Raw genomic sequence first — 16,625 nt, forward strand, 5'->3', positions numbered from 1 at the left:
GCGATGACCCGCGCCGGGCCGGGAAATCAGCCTTCCAACTGCTTCCACATCTCGACGTCGCGCTTGTCCGTCCAGATGCGCGGGTCGTCGTGGCCAGTGGCTTCGTCGTAGGCGCGCGAGACGTTGAACGGCATGCAGTGATCGAAGATCACCCATTCGCTGTAGCGCGGCTTCATGAAATCGTAGGCCTGGCGATAGATGGTCTTCAGGTCCTGGCCGTCGGCCACGCCGCGGTTGACGATGGCATACAGGTCGGTCAGGAAGGCACGCGTGCCGGCCAGGCCCTGGCGCACTTCTTCGGCGCTCTTCAGCGCAGGACCGCGGCCCGGCACCATCTTATCGGCGCCGAAGGCGGCCAGCGCGTCCAGCGTGACGGGCCACTGGCGGAAGTACGCATCGCCGCAGTAGGGCGTGGACTGGTATTCGACCAGGTCGCCCGCGAACAGGATCTTCTGCTCGGGCAGCCAGGCGATGGTGTCGCCCTTGGTGTGGCCGCGGCCGACTTGCAGCAGCTTCACTTCCAGGTTGCCCAGGTTCACCGTCATCTCGCCCTTGAAGGTCATGGTGGGCCACACCAGGCCGGGCGGAACGGTCTCGACGTTGCGGAACAGGCGGGGGAAACGGCCGATTTCGCTGGCCTTGTCCTGCTCGCCGCGCTCTTCGATCAGGTCGCGGGTGTCGCGGCTGGCCAGGATCTCCTGGGCGCCGTAGGCCGACGCGCCGAACACACGCACGGCGTGGTAGTGGGACAGCAGGATGTACTTGACGGGCTTGTCGGTGACTTCGCGGATGCGGCGGATGACGTCCTGCGCCATGGCCGGCGTGGCCTGCGTGTCGACCACCATGACGGCCTCGTCGCCGACGATGACGCCGGTGTTGGGATCGCCCTCGGCCGTGTAGGCATAGGCATTGTCCGACAGCTTCTCGAACGAAGCGACCTTGTCTTCCAGGTCGCCGTGCGACGCGAATTGCTTGCTCATGATTGACTCCTTCCACTGTAGTTATAGACGTGCGGATGGAGGCCAATATAGCTTGGCATTCGTTTTTGTGCAATACGTTTGCTATTGACGAATCAGCGTCGCTGGCACACCGGGCAGAAGTAAGTGGCGCGCTGGCCCTGCACCAGGCGGCGGATGGGCGTGCCGCACACCCGGCACGGCAGGCCGCCGCGTTCGTAGACCGCCGCATGGATGGTGAAGTAGCTGCCCGGTTCGCCGCCCGCGCCCACGTAGTCCCGCAACGTGCTGCCGCCCGAGGCCAGGGCGTCGGCCAACGTGGCCCGGATCGCCTGCGCCAGGCGTTCGCAGCGCGGACGCGAGACGCGCTGGGCCGGCGTGCGCGGGTCAATGCCCGCACGGAAAAGGCTCTCGGAGGCGTAGATGTTGCCCACGCCCACCACCGCGGAGCCCGCCAGCAGGGCCTGCTTGACGGCGACGCCGCGGCCGCGGAACTGGTCGTGCAGCCAGCGCCCGTCGAAGCGCGGATCGAAGGGCTCGATGCCCAGGTTGGCCAGTAGGGGGTGGGTCTCGATGGGGCCGTCGGCCTGGGGATGCCACAGCACCGCGCCGAAACGGCGCGGGTCGTGCAGCCGCAGCACGGCGTGGTCGAAGATCCATTCCACGTGGTCGTGCTTGCGCGGCGGCTCGCCGTCGGGCACACGGCGCAGCGAGCCCGACATGCCCAGGTGCACGATCTGCGTGCCATGGTCGAAGCGCAGCAGCAGGTACTTGCCGCGGCGCGCGCATTCGAGCACCGGGCGGCCGGCAACGAGATCGGGAAGGTCGGCGGGGATGGGCCAGCGCATGCGCGGTTCGCGCACGACCAGGCGGCGCAGCGTCTGGCCCGTCATGACGGCGTCGATGCCTCGGCGCGTGGTTTCGACTTCGGGCAGTTCCGGCATGAGCCAGTGAGGTAAGATCAAGCAAACGTAATGGGCGATTGTGCCATCAACCGGACAGGCTGCGTGAAGTTGTCGCATAAACCAATCAAAGTCGGATTCGCCGCGCTGGCATTGGCGCTGGCGGGGTTGCAGGCAGGCATGCCGGCCCAGGCCGCCGAGGTGCGTCCCCGGGACGCCGCCGGACCCAGGCTGTTGCCGCCCCGCGGCCCCGAAACCGAGGTCATCCGCCTGCGGCCGGGCCAGTTGCCCTACGTGTCGCTCACGGGGGACATCCTCTATCGCCTGATGGCCTCCGAAATCGCCGCGCAGCGCGGCCTGTTCGGCACCGCGGCCACCACGCTGGTGAACCTCTCGCGCGAGACGGGCGATCCGCGCATCGCGCACCGCGCGCTCGAATTCCAGCTGGCCGGCGGCAACCTGCCGGGCGCGCTGGAAGCGGCCCGCACCTGGTCGCGCCTGGCGCCGTACGATACCGAGGCCACCTCGACCGAGCTCGCGCTGGCGGCCGCCAATGGCCAGACGCAGGGCCTGTCGCAGGCGCTGCGCCAGCGCATCGACAATGCCAGCGACAAGACCGCCGCCATCGCCCAGGCAATGGGCATCCTGGGCCGCCTGACCGACCGCCGCCTGGCGCTGCGCATCCTGGACGACGCATTCAGCGAAAAGGTCCGCAAGCTGCCCACCGCGCACCTGGCGCTGGCCGACGTGGCGCACGCCGCCGGCGACGACGTCCGCGCCGCCACCGAGGCGCGCGCCGCGCTGGCTGCCGATCCCAAATCCGAACCCGCGGCGCAGCGCGTGCTGGAATACGGCGCCAAGGCCGATCCGGTGCGTGCCGAGGCCGACGCGCGGGCCTTCATCCAGCGCAATCCCGACGCCCGCAAGCTGCGCCTGCTGCTGGCCGGCCTGCTGGCCGACCGCGGCGAATACGACGCCGCGCTGGCCGAGCTGCAGACCATGTCGCGCCGCTCGCCGGAAGACTTCGACCTGCTGTTCATGCAGGCGCAGCTGTCCTATCGCGCCGGCCACCTCGACCAGGCCCGCACGCTGCTGCAGCAATACCTCGAGGTGCAGGACCAGCGCCAACAGGCCACCGCGCCCGGCGCCACCGATGCCGGCGCGGCGGCCACCGACGCGCACGTGCTGCTGTCGCGCATCGCCGAGGACCAGGGCCGCTACGACGACGCCATCAACGAACTGTCCGGCATCGACGATCCCACCATGCGTTATGCCGCGCACATGCGCCAGGCCGCGCTGCGCGCCAAGCAGGGCCGCGTCGACGACGCGCTGGCGATGATCGACGCCGCCGATCCTCAGGACGACGAAGAACGCATGCAGGGCGTGCTGGCCCGCGCGCAGATCCTGCGCGACGCCGACCGTCCCGAACAGGCCATCGCGGCGCTGCAGGCGGCCGACAAGGAGCTGCCCGACACGGTCGAGATCAAGTACGAACTGGCCATGCTGAACGAGCGCCAGGGCCGCGTCGACGAACTCGAGCGCCTGCTGCGCGAGGTCATCGAACTCGATCCCGAGCATGCCCACGCCTACAACGCGCTGGGCTATACGCTGGCCGACCGCAACCAGCGCCTGCCCGAGGCGCAGGAACTCATAGAGAAGGCGCTGTCGCTGTCCCCCGAGGATCCATTCATCCTGGACAGCATGGGCTGGCTCAAATTCCGCCAGGGCAAGTCCGACGAGGCCGTGAAGTACCTGTCGCGCGCCTACGCCGCGCGCCCCGAGGCCGACATCGCCGCGCACCTGGCCGAGGTGCTGTGGGCGCAGGGCAAGCAGGACCGCGCCACCGAGCTGCTGCGCGCGGCCTATCGCAAGGACGCCAAGAACACCACGGTGCTCGATACCCTGAAGCGCCTGGGAGTCCATCCTTGAGGCTGGCGGCGGCAGTCATCGCCGGGCGCGCGTGGCGGCGCCTGGCGGGCGGCGTGGCGCTGCTGGCGCTTGCGGCCTGCGCCACCGTGCCCGAGCCCACCGGCCAGCCCGCCGCGGACGCGTTCGCGCGCGCAGGGCGCTTCGCCATCACGGCCACGGAAACCTCCGACGGCACGCAGCAGGCGGTGCAAGGTGGCTTCATCTGGCGCGACGACGGCAGCCGCTATCAGCTGGACCTGACCACGCCGCTGGGTTCCACCGAGGCTCGCGTGGAAGGCCAGCCTGGCGCCGCGACGCTCACGCGGTCCAACGGCACGCGCCTGCAGGCGGCCGATCCCGATTCGCTGGCCGAAGACGCGCTGGGCAGTCCCGTGCCGGTCAGCGGCCTGCGCGACTGGCTGCGCGGCCAACCAGGCGAGCCCGCGCCGCAGGCGCTGGAAAGCGACGCGCAGGGCCGTCCCACGTCCTTCACGCAGCGCGGCTGGCAGGCCCGCCTGTCGCGCTACGACGCGCAAGGCCCGCAGCTGCTGGTGCTCGAGCGCCTGGAAGACACGCGCCGCATCGTCGTGCGGCTGGTGGTCGACCAGCCCTGAGGCCGCGCGGGGCGCCCTGCGCGCCCGCGCGGGCGGCCCGTTGCGCATCCGATCCGTTAACCTGGCCCCGCCCCGGGCCCGCATCCCGTGACCCTCTACGACGTTCCCGCGCCGGCCAAGCTCAACCTGTTCCTGCACGTCGTCGGCCGTCGCGCCGACGGCTATCACCTGCTGCAGACGGTGTTCCGCTTCGTCGATCTGTGCGACACCCTGCATTTCGACCTGCGTGCCGATGGCCAGATCACCCGCGCCTACGACCTGCCCGGCGTAGCCCCGGAGCAAGACCTGATCGTGCGCGCCGCGCGAGCCCTGCAGCAGGCCACCGGCACGCGCGCGGGGGCGCAGATCGGCCTGCAGAAGCGCATCCCGCAGGGCGGCGGCCTGGGAGGCGGCTCCAGCGATGCCGCCACCACGCTGATCGCGCTGAACCGCCTCTGGAACACCGGCCTGTCGCGCGCCGAACTGATGGCGCTGGCCTTGCCGCTGGGCGCCGACGTGCCCGTGTTCGTGTTCGGCCAGTCCGCTTTCGCGCAGGGCGTGGGCGAGGATCTCAGCGCCGTGGCGCTGCCGCCGGCCGCGTATCTGTTGGCCCAACCCGACGCCAGCGTGCCCACGGTCGATATTTTTCGCGCCCCCGATTTGACACGCGATTCAAGTTCGATCAGAATGGCGGACTTCCTTCTTGATCCAACTTCTGCCTTCGGCAGGAACGATCTGGAACCCGCGGTCTTTCGACGCTATCCTCGAATCGAAGAAAGTGTCGACTGGTTGAAAGGTCGGTTGAAGGTGCAGTTGCAGGATCGGGTGTGTGCCAACGTGCGCATGTCAGGGTCGGGCGCCTGTCTCTATGCCGAGTTTTCGCAGCTGCAACAGGCCGTTTTGGCAGAGAAGGAAATTACCGCTACAATGCGCGTCGCTGGCAAAACAACCGGCCCAGCGCATCCGGAGTTTCGGTTGATCAAGGCCTCGGCCGGTCTAGTCGAACATCCGTTGCGGGACTGGATTGCAAGATAGTTGGGGAGTCGCCAAGCTGGTTAAGGCACCGGATTTTGATTCCGGCATGCGAAGGTTCGAATCCTTCCTCCCCAGCCAACCAAATTACATAAAAAAGCTGTTGAACTCGGGCTCCGACCTACGGTTCAGCGGCTTTTTTGTTTTATCCGTTTTGCGCACGCGCGATCGTCCGCGTCCCGAAACAAACACAAGCATTCCGCATCATGGTCATGGCAAACGACAGCTTCATGATTTTCACGGGCACGGCCAACACCCGGCTGGCCGTGGACGTAGTCAACCATCTCGACATGTCCCTCGGCAAGATGACCGTCGGCCGCTTCTCGGATGGTGAAGTGATGGTCGAGATCAACGAGAACGTGCGCGGCAAGGACGTCTTCGTGCTGCAGCCCACGTGCGCGCCGACCAACGACAACCTGATGGAAATCATGGTGATGGTCGATGCCCTGCGCCGTGCCTCGGCTGGCCGCATCACCGCCGCCATGCCGTACTTCGGCTATGCTCGCCAGGATCGCCGTCCGCGCTCGGCGCGCGTGGCCATCTCGGCCAAGATCGTCGCCAACATGCTGCAGGTCGCCGGCGTCGACCGCGTCCTCACCATGGACCTGCACGCCGACCAGATCCAGGGCTTCTTCGACATCCCGGTCGACAACATCTACGCCGGTCCGATCCTGCTGGGCGACATCTGGCGCCGCAATTTCCAGAACCTGGTGGTGGTGTCGCCCGACATCGGCGGCGTGGTCCGCGCCCGTGCGCTGGCCAAGCAGCTGGAAGCCGACCTGGCCATCATCGACAAGCGCCGTCCGCGCGCCAACGTGTCCGAAGTGATGAACATCATCGGTGAGGTCGACGGCCGCACCTGCATCATCATGGACGACATGGTCGACACCGCCGGCACGCTGTGCAAGGCCGCCCAGGCCCTGAAGGAACGCGGCGCCGGCGCCGTCTACGCCTACTGTACCCACCCGGTGCTGTCCGGTGGCGCCATCGAGCGCATCGAAGCCTCCGAGCTGGACGAACTGGTCGTCACCGACACCATCCCGCTGTCCGAGCAAGGCCAGTCCTGCGGCAAGATCCGCCAGCTGTCCTGCGCGGCGCTGCTGGGCGAGACCATCCTGCGCATTTCCAACGCGGAATCGGTCAGCTCGCTGTTCGCCGACTGAGCTCGGCAGCCAGTACCCCGAATGTCTTGCGTGCCGCTGGTCGCGGCGGCTCGCAACAATGCCAGGCGCATGTCGCGCCTGGCAAATTTCCACCGGCGCACGCAGTCACGCAACACCGCGCCGTATTCATCGTTCCGGAGTTTTTCCATGAAATTCACTGCCACTACGCGTAGCGTCCAGGGTTCGAGTGCGAGCCGCCGCCTGCGCCACGCGGGTCGCGTTCCTGCCATCGTTTATGGTGGTACGGCCGCCCCGCTGAACATCGAAGTCGACCACAACGACATCTACCACGCCCTGCGCAAGGAAGAGTTCCACGCTTCCATCCTGCAGATGGAAGTGGACGGCGGCAAGGCCGAGCAAGTCCTGCTGCGTGCCGTGCAATGGCACCCCTACAAGCAGCAAGTCATGCACATCGACTTCCAGCGCGTCGATGCTAAGCAAGCCCTGCACACCAAGGTGCCGCTGCACTTCCTGAACGCCGAGATCTCGCCCGCCGTGAAGATCAACAGCGCCGTCATTACCCACGTGGTGACCGAACTGGAAGTGACCTGCCTGCCGGCCGCTCTGCCCCAGTTCATCGAAGTCGACCTGGCCAACCTGCTGGCCGGCGCCTCGATCCACCTGGCCGACGTCAAGCTGCCCAAGGGCGTGACCTACGTCGCCCACGGCGGCGATGCCAACCCGGTCCTGGCCTCGGCCCTGGTCAAGGGTGGCGGTTCGGCTGGCGACGAGCCGGAAGCCGAAGCCGGCGAAGAAACGCCTGCCGCCTGATGAGACTTGCGCCGGATCATTCCGGCGCCCTCTGCGAAGAACTCCGCGTGTGCGCCGCACCGCGGAGTTTTTTTATTGCCCGTCCGTTGCCGCGCGCCCGACCCCGTGCGCAGTTTTCCACGCGCGCACCTCGCGCCCCGAACGGCGGCACCCGACAAGCGCCGCGCCGGGCCGCCGCCTTCAGGCACAATGTCGCGCTGATCCTACGCTTTTCTTGCCATCATGACTGAGCCCATCCGCCTGATCGTGGGACTGGGAAATCCCGGCCCCGAGTACGAGACCACCCGCCACAACGCCGGCTTCTGGCTTGCCGACCAGTTGGCGGGCGACCTGCGCACCTCGTTCTCGTACGAGAAAGCGTTCTTCGGCGACGTCGCCAAGACGCGCAAGGACGGCGAGAACGTCCTGCTGCTCAAGCCCGCCACCTACATGAACCGCTCCGGCCAGGCCGTGGGCGCGCTGGCGCGCTTCTACAAGCTGGCGCCCGAGCAGGTACTGGTGCTGCACGACGAGCTGGACCTGCTGCCCGGGCAGGTCAAGCTGAAGCAGGGGGGTGGCCACGCCGGCCACAACGGCCTGAAGGACATCCAGGCCGCGCTGGGCAGCCCCAACTTCTGGCGCATCCGCATCGGCATCGGCCATCCGCGCACGCTCAACCTGGCGCAGCAGGTGGCCGATTTCGTGCTGCATCCGCCGCGCCGCGAGGAAATGCCTCCCATCGAGACCGTGCTGGACCGCTGCCGTGTCGCGGTTCCCGCGATGCTGGACGGCGATTTTCCCAAGGCCACGCGCCAATTGCACAACGCCTGACCATGGCCAGCCACCTGCGGTTCAGCGAAGAATTCGCCGACTTCTGGCGATTCCTGATGCGGCCCACGCTGCGCCGCCTGCCGGTGCGGCGCGCGGTGCATGGCGGGTTGGCGGGCGACTGGATGCCCAACATCACCTTTGGCCGCCTGATGGCCTGGGCGGGCGTGCTGTGGGCCATCAACCTGTTCGCACTGGGACCCATCGCCGTGATGGCGGCGGGCTCGGGCGGGGCGGTGCACCGGCTCAACCCGCAGAACATCCCCTGGCTGACCGCCATCCTGTGGGCGCCCATCGTCGAGGAACTGCTGTTCCGCTACGGGCTGCGGCGTCCCTTGCAGGCCCTGTGGCTGTGTCCGTTGATGCTGGTGCCACTGCTGTTCGGCCCGCAGGGTTGGACGGCCGCCTGGCTGGCCTGCGTGATACTGGCCGTCAGCCTGCCGCTGCGCTACGGTCGCGTCACCATGCAAGGCAAAAAGTTGGGCTGGCGCCGCGACTACGTGCGCCGCTACGGCCTGGTGTTCCACCTGGTGTCGCTGACCTTCGCGGCCGTGCACCTGAACAACTTCACGCTGCAGGGCATGCCGCTGTACCTGATGCCGCTGCTGGTGCTGCCGCAATGGGCCACCGGCATGGTGCTGGGCTGGATGCGCACCCGCCGCGGGTTCGGCGCGACCATGCTGCTGCACGGCGTGTTCAACGGCGGACCGGTGCTGGTCATCCTGGTGCTGACGTCGCTGGTGGGGACGTTGCCGGTGGACCTGCCGGCGGCGAAGTGACGGCCGGCGTGCGTCGGCGGCCACAGGCGCCGCGCCGCCGCCGCGCCGCCGCCGCGCTCTAGAAATCCGTATACGCCATCGGCTTGAATTTTTCTTCCAGGAATTTGCCGTTGGCGACCACCGCGTCGGCATCCTGGCGATAGATGCTTTCGGCGATCTTCACCAGTTGCCCGTCCAGCAGTTCCAGCTGGTGGAAGAACAGCTGCTTGGGCGTCTTGCCGTCGTGCACCACCGTCATCGCCGCGAAGAAGGGCGGCAACTTCAGGTAGTGGTTGATGGTTTCCGGCAGGTCGCGCGTGATCGTGCCGGACAGCGACAGGGCCTGCGTCAGCGGCACCTCGCCGCTGAACAGCTTGGGCGCCAGCTCGCGCACCATCCGCAGGATGTGTTCCAGCTTGACCACGGCCTCTTTGGGCAGCTTCTTGCGCGAGCGCTGGAACAGCGATTCCATGGCCTCGATCAGCGCCTCCTTGCTGGCGGCTTCCTTGATGTCGGCCTCGATGGCCGCGCCGCGGCCCGGGGCGATCAGCCAGCCGGCCGCATACAGGCCCAGCACGATGGGTAGCCACCAGTCTTCGATGATGCCGCCGAAGAACAGCGCCAGCCCGACCAGGGCCAGCGCGCACCCCACGACGTTGCGCGTGCTGTAGAAGGCAAGCAGCACGCGGGTCTTCAGGGACATTCCTGCCATCTCGCTTTTCCGGCTGTCGATCCGTCGAAATACACCTTACTGGTATCCCCGCACTTCCTTGAAGATGGCTTGCAGGCCGCCCTTGTTGCCGTCGAACGCGCGTCCGCCGGTGGCTTCGGCTAGCTGCGTCATCTCCGCCGATTCGCCGCCGGCGAAATAGATGGTGAAGACGCGGATGCCCTTCTTCTGCGCGGGCAGGGCATCGTACCAGCGCAGGAACGAGCGCAGCGACATGCCGGACATGTTGGCGCCGTCGGTCATCACCACGATGCTGTAGAAGCGGTCGGGATGTTGCTCGCGGCGCTCCAGCGCCTCTTCGTAGGCCGCGCGCGTGGCGTCGTAGATGGCCGTGCCGCCGGTGGCGTACAGCCGGCGCACGTACGACGAGATGGCCTGCAGCGTCTTCTTCGACTGCGCCTCGCTGCCGCCCATGTCGAACGACTCGGTGGCGCCGATCATGTCGTTGAAGGGCTTGATGTGGATCTGCTCGCGGTTGCGAAAGCGCGCGAAGCGGCCGCTGATGCTGGCGTCCGCGCCGGACAGGCCCAGCATGGTGCTCTTGAGCTGGTCCAGGTTGTCGCCATCCATCGAACCGCTGGTGTCCAGCACGAACGTGCTGTCGGGCGGCGTGCGCAGCTGGTTGTCGAAGGTCAGCAGGATGGCGTCGACCACCTCCTGCTTCGCCGGAAAGGCCAGTTCGCCGATGGCGGCCGCCGGATTCGGCTGCGCCACCTCGGGATTGATCGCCTGGCGCAGCGTGCGTTGCGCCATGGCCTTCTGGAAGGGCGCGCCGCGCAGGTAGGCCACCAGCTTGTCGTAGGCCGCGCGCTTGTCCGCGTTGACCAGCATGACGGGATAGTCCGACGTGGTCAGGCCGTCCTTGGGATAGATCAGCGTCAGCCTCTCGCGCAGCGCCGGGTCGCGGTTCAGCGTCAGCAGCACCGACGAATAGTTGATGATGCCGTCCACCTGGTCCTGGTTCTTCAGGAAGGCATCGGCCAGCCAGCCCGAGCTGCCCGCCGTCATCTTCTGGGCCTTGAAGAACGCGCCCAGCGACTTGCTGTCGATGTCGGCCACCTCCAGCGCGTCGCCTTTGCCCGACAGCGCGGCGGCCAGGCCCAGCAGGGCCGAGAAACCCGTGTTGGACGACGCCGGGCTGGTCATGCCGAAGGTGAACTTGCCGGCTTCGGCGGCCTGCGAGATGTCCTTCCACGTGGCGCCCGTGTAGCTGCCGCTGCCGTCGTCCCAGCCCAGCGCCTTCGCCTTGCCCGACTTCAGGCCCAGCACCACCGGCGTCAGCATGGTGCGTTCCGAGGCGACGATGCGCTTTTTAGCGTCGGGCACCAGCATGGCGTAGCGGTTGCTGGCGAACCAGGCCAGGTCGGTGGCCTCGCCCGACTGCAGGCGCTCCACGCCGTCCAGCGTGCCGACGTACTTCATCTTCAGCTGCACGCCGGTCTCGCGCCGGACGTCGTCCAGCATCGGCTCGATGTCCTTCAGTTCCGAGCCGGCCAGCACGGTCAGCGTGACGGCCTCGGAGGAGCCGCCCGAGGCGCTGGCGCGGCCGGCATCGGCCGAAGAGGGCGGTGCGGCCTTGTCGCAGGCGGCCAGCGCGAGTCCCAGCCCGGCGATCAGCGCCAGGCGGGTAAGCATTTTTCTGAGCATGGTCGGTTTCGCGTGGAAGGGATTCTCAGACCTGCACCGGCCCGTCGGGCAGCGCGGGCGCCTGCCGCACGGCCTCGGAGGCGGCCTGTTGGCGCGAACGGTCCAGGTACTGCTCGCTGCGCGCGATCTGCGCCTTCATCAGCGCGTTGTTCTTGCCCATCGTGTCGATGGCCTGCGAGCGGAACGTGTCCATCGCGTCCATCGCCTTGAAGGTGTTGTCCATCATCTCCTGGATGCGCTGTACGCCGATCAGCGGGTCGGCCGAGAACTCGCCCGTGCGCTGCACGTGCTGGCCCAGCTGGCGCGAGGTCTCGGTGACGAGGTCGCCGATGGTGTTGGACACGCCCTGCAGCATCTCCATTACCTGGATCTGGTTGCCCGTGGCGCGCGCCACGGTCTGCGCGGTGGCCAGGGCCGACATGCCCGTGGTGGCCACGCGGTTGCAGCCGTTGACCATCTCGCGCGCGGTCTTCTTCAGCACCGTCATCGACAGGTAGCCGTTCACGTTGACGGCCATCTGCGTCTGCATGTCCTGGTAGTTCTGGCGCACGTAGAACAGCACCTCCTGCTCCAGCGCGCGGGCGCGGTCCGGATCGGTGGCCTTCAGGGCGTCCACGCGGCTGGACACCTGCGCATCGAGCCTCTCGGCGAAGGTGATGGCGCCCTTGAGCTTCTGCATGGCGTCCCACAGCTTGGCCATGGTGACGTCGATCTCGGCCGAGTCGCGCTGCATGTCGTCGCGGGCGCGGTGCAGATCGGCCATGATGGCCTTCAGATGGTCGCCGGCGTCCTGGAACTTGCGGAAGTAGTCCTGCAGCTTGTTGCCGAACGGGATCAGGCCCAACAGCTTCTTCGGCGACAGCAGGTCGCCTTCGCGGCCGGGGTTCAGCTCGTCCAGCTGCGTGCGCATCGACTGGATCGCCTTGAAGGCCGCCGAGTCCTCGATGCCCACGAAGTTGCGCTCCATGAAGCGGCCCGTCATCAGCTCGGCGGCGTTGGAAATCTCGTTGCGGCCCAGGTGGAAGAGCGCGTCGACGCGGCTCTTGAACGTGTCGCTGTGCACGTCGTCCATGAACAGCGTGTCCACCACGGAAGCGACCTGCTTGTCGATGGCGGAGGCGGTCTCGTCGGGCAGCGCCACCATGTCGGTGGCCTTCTTCTGTTCGACGGGCTGGACCACCTCGGGCGGGGTCAGCACCAGGTCGGGAGGCGTCAGGGTTTGGGGTTGCTGTTCCATGTTCTTCATGTCCGATGTCGGATGCGGGATCCGTGTTGCTCGTGCAGAGACAGGCCGGGCGCGTGCCTAGTTGAATTGCCGTTCGATGCCTTGGATCAGGTACTCCAGCGTCTCGTAGCTGGGCGGGTCCACGACGTCGACCAGCACGTCGGGCGCGCTGAGCTTCCTGTCGGCGAGGAACGAGGTGAACTTGCCGTTGTCCGCGGTGCGGTAGCCGAACTGCACGGCCAGCGCCTGCAGTTCGGGGTCTTGCGCCAATGCCTCGCCCAGCCGCTGGCCCGCCTCGGTGAAGGGCACCAGCGTGTGCTTGGTGTACAGCGTGGGACGCGGGTAGAGCAGCACCATGTCCGTGTTGGGCGTGGCGCGCTTGGACTGGTATTCGAGGAATTGGCTCTCGTAGATCATCACCATCGGCGCCTTGCCGATGCCCATGGTGGTGTAGTCCTCGAAGGGACCGGCCGAGCTGGATTCCTGCAGGCCCTGCCGTAGGAACAGGCCCGACAGCGCGGGCAGCAGCCGGTCGGCGTCGGCCTGCGTGTTCACGATGTTGCTGTCGTTCAGCACATAGCTGGCCAGCGCCAGGTACATGGCCCCGCTGTTGGACTTGCGCACGTCGGTGGAGCTGACCAGGATGGACTTGCTGGTGTTGAACACCGTGTTGTCCGGCAGATCGTTCCAGCGCTTGCCCTGCGCGATCAGGCGCATCAGGCGGTCCATGTCGATGATGTAGTGCGTGCCGTTCTCGGTGCGCACCAGGCCGGCGTGCTCCAGCACCGGCACCAGCGTCTTCCACGAGGCGATGGCCATGGGCGTGAAGAAGGGCTGGTAGACCTGGCGCGCGTTGGCGGCCTTCTGCAGCGTGATGGCCGCGGGCGCGCCGGCGGGAAAGCCGAAGTCGTAGCCGTCCAGCTTGCGCGCGCTGATCTCGCGCGAGCCGACCTTGTCCACCGTGACGGTGAAGCCCAGCTGCTTCAGGCGCGCCTGCACGCGCGGGTCCAGGAAGTAGGTTTCCTTCTCGGACCCGATCATGCCGCGGACCTGGACGACCGCTTTCGCGGCGGCCTGCGCGGCGTCATTCTCGAGCTTGCGGGTGGAGGATACGTAGATGGCGCCGCCGATGCCGACCAGCAGGGCCACTGCCAGAATCGGCGCCAGGATCTTGCGTAGTTGCATAAGCTCTGGTCTCTTGTTTGAGGGGGCTTTAGGGGACGTACCCCCGCCGTCCGCGCAAGAATCGTATGTAGGCAGCGCGGCCAGGTCAAAGCCCGTTACCAGAAGATAAGTGCATGAAATGTCATATTTATGAAGCTTTGCGGCGCCTTGCCGGGCGAGTGGCGCGGACCGGTTAAAATTCGCGCTTTCCCGGACCCGCCGCGCCTGGTTGGATCGTCAGACGATTCCCATGTTGGTGCGCCCCGCGTCCACGGCTCACGCGATCCCGGCATGCGGATCGGGCACCCTCGGCCATGTTTTGTTTAGTGCCGGTAGTGCATTGATATTTATAGGATTTCCATGGCTCTGCAATGCGGCATCGTCGGCCTGCCCAACGTGGGTAAATCGACCCTCTTCAACGCGCTGACCAAGGCGGGCATCGCCGCCGAGAACTACCCGTTCTGCACCATCGAACCCAACGTGGGCGTGGTCGAAGTGCCGGATTCGCGTCTGCAGAAGCTGGCCGAGATCGTCAAGCCCGAGCGCATCCTGCCGGCCACCGTCGAGTTCGTGGACATCGCCGGCCTGGTGGCCGGCGCCAGCCAGGGCGAAGGCCTGGGCAACCAGTTCCTCTCGCACATCCGCGAGACCGACGCCATCGTCAACGTGGTGCGCTGCTTCGAGGATCCCAACGTGATCCACGTGGCCAACAAGGTCGACCCCATCGCCGACATCGAGGTCATCGAGACCGAGCTGGCGCTGGCCGACCTGCAGACCGCCGAGAAGGCCCTGCAGCGCAACACCAAGACCGCGCGTTCCGGCGACAAGGAAGCGCAGCGCCTGGTGGCCGTGCTGGAGAAGTGCGTAGCCGTGCTGAACGAGGCCAAGCCGGTGCGTTCGGTCGACCTGTCCGACGAAGAGCGTGCGCTGATCGCGCCGCTGTGCTTCATCACCGCCAAGCCCGCCATGTACGTGGGCAACGTCAGCGACACCGGCTTCACCGACAACCCGCTGCTGGACCGCCTGGTCGAGTTCGCCAACAAGCGCAACGCGCCGGTGGTGGCCATCTGCGCCGCCATCGAGGCCGAGATCGCCGATTTGCCGGACGAAGACCGGGAAGTGTTCCTGGCCGACATGGGCATGGAAGAGCCGGGGTTGAATCGCTTGATCCGTGCTGCGTTCAAGCTGCTGGGCCTGCAGACGTACTTCACGGCGGGCGTGAAGGAAGTGCGGGCGTGGACGATTCGCATTGGTGCGACCGGGCCGCAGGCGGCCGGCGTGATCCACACCGACTTCGAGCGTGGGTTCATTCGCGCGCAGACGATCGCGTATGACGACTACATCGCCTACAAGGGCGAGCAGGGTGCGAAGGAAGCCGGGAAGATGCGCGCGGAAGGGAAGGAGTATGTGGTGCAGGATGGGGACGTGATGAACTTTTTGTTCAACGTCTGACGATTTTTGCCGTATCTCGGTGGCGCTCAGTAGCGCTTGGTGGACAGATTGGCCCTTTGTAAGTCAACGGGTTGCATAAACAATACGGTCTACTGAGCGTTCCTATTGTTCATCGAGGTCTGAAAAATTCGGGGGTAGCGTTGGGGGTACTCGTGTTCAACCGTGGGGGTACTTTTCCCCGCAGTGAAGTCCAACGATGCCCGAAAACCTACTCACCGACCTCAAGGTCAGGTCGGCCAAATCGACTGATCGAGATTGGAAACTTTCAGACGGGGGGGCTTGTTCCTGCTGGTCAAGCCCACCGGCGGCAAGCTCTGGCGGTGGAAGTACCGCCTGCAAGGCAAGGAGAACCTCTTTGCCATCGGCGGCTTTCCTCAAGTAAGCCTTGCGGAGGCGCGCGCGGCCCGCGAGAAGGCGCGCGCATTGGTCAAGCAAGGCATCCATCCTGCCCATGAGCGGCAGCAGGTCAAGCAGCGCAACCTCGAAGCGCTGGAGGAACGCAAGCGCGCAAAAGAAAGCTCGTTCGCCAAGGTGGCGCAGGCGTACCTGGCCGAGATCAAGCCAGTCTTTGCGCTCAGTTCCTACCGGACGAAAGAATCCCGCATCGGGAAGTACCTGTCGCCGAAGTTCGATGGGACGCCGATGAGCGACATTGGCGTCAAGCAGATTCGCCCGCTGCTGGAGGAATGCAAGTCCCACGGAGCCTGGGCGGCGATTCACGTCAAAGGCGATCTGTCGGCGATCTTTGAGTTCGCGGTGTTGCGGGGGCTGGTCGAGGCCAATCCGATTCCCAGTCTTCGTGGGCTACTGCGCGTGCCGTTCAGCGAGAGCAAAGCGGCGATGACGCGAGAGCAAATCCAGAGGTTCTATCAGGAGTTGCGCGGCTACCGGGGTTATCCGGAAACCTCGATGTGCTTGCGGCTGATTGCGCTGACCGCCTGCCGTCCAGGGGAGGCGGCGGATGCCGAGTGGGACGAGTTCGACTTTGAGGATGCATTGTGGCGTCGGCCTGCGGCGAAGATGAAAGCCCGGCGTGACCATGTCAGCCCGTTGTCTGCACAGGCCATTGCCGTGCTGAAGGATTTGCAGTGCATCACGGGCGGTGGCCGCTATCTGTTCCCGCACCGGAGCGGCAAGGGCTTTACTACGCCTAACCGGCTGACTTACGCGATGCGCGACATGAACCTGGGCCGGGGTACGACGCCGCATTGTTGGCGGACGACCTTTTCAACCTGGGCCAATGAGAACGGATACCGGCCTGATGCGATTGAACGGCAACTTGCCCACGTGGAAAGCAACAAGGTGCGGGCGACGTACAACAAGGCGCTGCTGCTGGATCAGAGAAGGACGTTGTTGCAGGACTGGGCGGACTATCTGGGGGCGGCGGAGGTCAGCGTCGCGGCATAGGGATGCTTTGGCCGGGTGTTGCAGAACGAATGGACAGGGCGGCCTTTTCCTTTTCTGGATAAGGCCGTTGTCCCTTGAATGCCGTTCCTTTGCCGTTTGCCTTTGTCGAA

Annotated in this window: 15 protein-coding genes and 1 tRNA gene; 10 read left to right on the forward strand and 6 right to left on the reverse strand. The window is 66.3% G+C overall.

The genetic code is table 11. The features are described 5' to 3' along the window. Positions 1-26: 26 nt before the first annotated feature. Together FS845_RS03390 and mutM are read right to left on the reverse strand one after the other, a co-directional pair. On the reverse strand, positions 27-980 hold the full coding sequence (locus FS845_RS03390; RefSeq protein ID WP_144630711.1) for an MBL fold metallo-hydrolase: 954 nt from the start codon (positions 978-980) through the stop codon (positions 27-29). A 92-nt stretch (positions 981-1,072) separates the two neighbouring features. Then, positions 1,073-1,900 carry a bifunctional DNA-formamidopyrimidine glycosylase/DNA-(apurinic or apyrimidinic site) lyase gene (gene mutM, locus FS845_RS03395; protein WP_144630712.1) on the reverse strand — a complete coding sequence of 276 codons (828 nt, stop codon included), beginning with the start codon at positions 1,898-1,900 and terminating at the stop codon, positions 1,073-1,075. Positions 1,901-1,930: 30 nt separating this feature from the next. Between mutM and FS845_RS03400 the strand changes: the two genes are divergently transcribed. From FS845_RS03400 to FS845_RS03435, 8 genes are all read left to right on the forward strand, one after another. Continuing rightward, a complete protein-coding gene (locus FS845_RS03400; RefSeq protein ID WP_144630713.1) occupies positions 1,931-3,787 on the forward strand; it encodes a tetratricopeptide repeat protein in 1,857 nt (618 codons plus the stop codon). Positions 3,788-3,789: 2 nt separating this feature from the next. Continuing rightward, on the forward strand, positions 3,790-4,380 hold the full coding sequence (gene lolB / locus FS845_RS03405) for a lipoprotein insertase outer membrane protein LolB (RefSeq protein WP_186332170.1): 591 nt from the start codon (positions 3,790-3,792) through the stop codon (positions 4,378-4,380). A gap of 87 nt (positions 4,381-4,467) precedes the next feature. After that, positions 4,468-5,394 carry a 4-(cytidine 5'-diphospho)-2-C-methyl-D-erythritol kinase gene (gene ispE / locus FS845_RS03410; protein WP_144630715.1) on the forward strand — a complete coding sequence of 309 codons (927 nt, stop codon included), beginning with the start codon at positions 4,468-4,470 and terminating at the stop codon, positions 5,392-5,394. A 1-nt stretch (position 5,395) separates the two neighbouring features. Continuing rightward, positions 5,396-5,472, forward strand: a tRNA-Gln gene (locus tag FS845_RS03415). A gap of 131 nt (positions 5,473-5,603) precedes the next feature. Beyond that, the gene (locus FS845_RS03420; RefSeq protein WP_066128841.1) at positions 5,604-6,554 is read left to right on the forward strand and encodes a ribose-phosphate pyrophosphokinase; all 951 of its coding nucleotides are present in this window, start codon (positions 5,604-5,606) and stop codon (positions 6,552-6,554) included. Positions 6,555-6,701: 147 nt separating this feature from the next. Then, positions 6,702-7,325 (forward strand): 50S ribosomal protein L25/general stress protein Ctc, encoded by a 624-nt coding sequence (locus FS845_RS03425; RefSeq protein WP_144630716.1) that lies wholly within the window; start codon positions 6,702-6,704, stop codon positions 7,323-7,325. Between the two features lie 222 nt (positions 7,326-7,547). Then, positions 7,548-8,135, forward strand: coding sequence for an aminoacyl-tRNA hydrolase (pth, locus tag FS845_RS03430; protein ID WP_144630717.1), 588 nt, complete (start codon positions 7,548-7,550; stop codon positions 8,133-8,135). A 2-nt stretch (positions 8,136-8,137) separates the two neighbouring features. Continuing rightward, the gene (locus FS845_RS03435; RefSeq protein WP_144630718.1) at positions 8,138-8,911 is read left to right on the forward strand and encodes a type II CAAX prenyl endopeptidase Rce1 family protein; all 774 of its coding nucleotides are present in this window, start codon (positions 8,138-8,140) and stop codon (positions 8,909-8,911) included. Positions 8,912-8,969: 58 nt separating this feature from the next. Here FS845_RS03435 and FS845_RS03440 read toward each other — a convergent pair whose 3' ends face one another. The 4 genes from FS845_RS03440 to FS845_RS03455 form a co-directional block, all read right to left on the reverse strand. Next, the gene (locus FS845_RS03440) at positions 8,970-9,602 is read right to left on the reverse strand and encodes a hypothetical protein (protein WP_144630719.1); all 633 of its coding nucleotides are present in this window, start codon (positions 9,600-9,602) and stop codon (positions 8,970-8,972) included. 36 nt (positions 9,603-9,638) lie between these two features. Then, on the reverse strand, positions 9,639-11,267 hold the full coding sequence (locus FS845_RS03445) for a vWA domain-containing protein (protein ID WP_144630720.1): 1,629 nt from the start codon (positions 11,265-11,267) through the stop codon (positions 9,639-9,641). A gap of 25 nt (positions 11,268-11,292) precedes the next feature. Beyond that, positions 11,293-12,504: a toxic anion resistance protein gene (locus tag FS845_RS03450; RefSeq protein WP_260986126.1), complete on the reverse strand. Its 1,212-nt coding sequence runs from the start codon at positions 12,502-12,504 to the stop codon at positions 11,293-11,295. Between the two features lie 66 nt (positions 12,505-12,570). Beyond that, a complete protein-coding gene (locus FS845_RS03455; RefSeq protein WP_144630721.1) occupies positions 12,571-13,677 on the reverse strand; it encodes a hypothetical protein in 1,107 nt (368 codons plus the stop codon). Between the two features lie 339 nt (positions 13,678-14,016). Here FS845_RS03455 and ychF point away from each other — a divergent pair, with 339 nt between their 5' ends. Then, positions 14,017-15,108: a redox-regulated ATPase YchF gene (gene ychF / locus FS845_RS03460; RefSeq protein ID WP_144630722.1), complete on the forward strand. Its 1,092-nt coding sequence runs from the start codon at positions 14,017-14,019 to the stop codon at positions 15,106-15,108. Between the two features lie 279 nt (positions 15,109-15,387). Further along, entirely contained in the window at positions 15,388-16,515 is a 1,128-nt protein-coding gene (locus FS845_RS03465) for a tyrosine-type recombinase/integrase (protein WP_144631254.1), read from the forward strand. Positions 16,516-16,625 lie beyond the last annotated feature (110 nt).

Origin of the sequence: Bordetella genomosp. 13 (genome assembly GCF_007679965.1) — a bacterium.
Lineage (GTDB): Bacteria > Pseudomonadota > Gammaproteobacteria > Burkholderiales > Burkholderiaceae_B > Bordetella.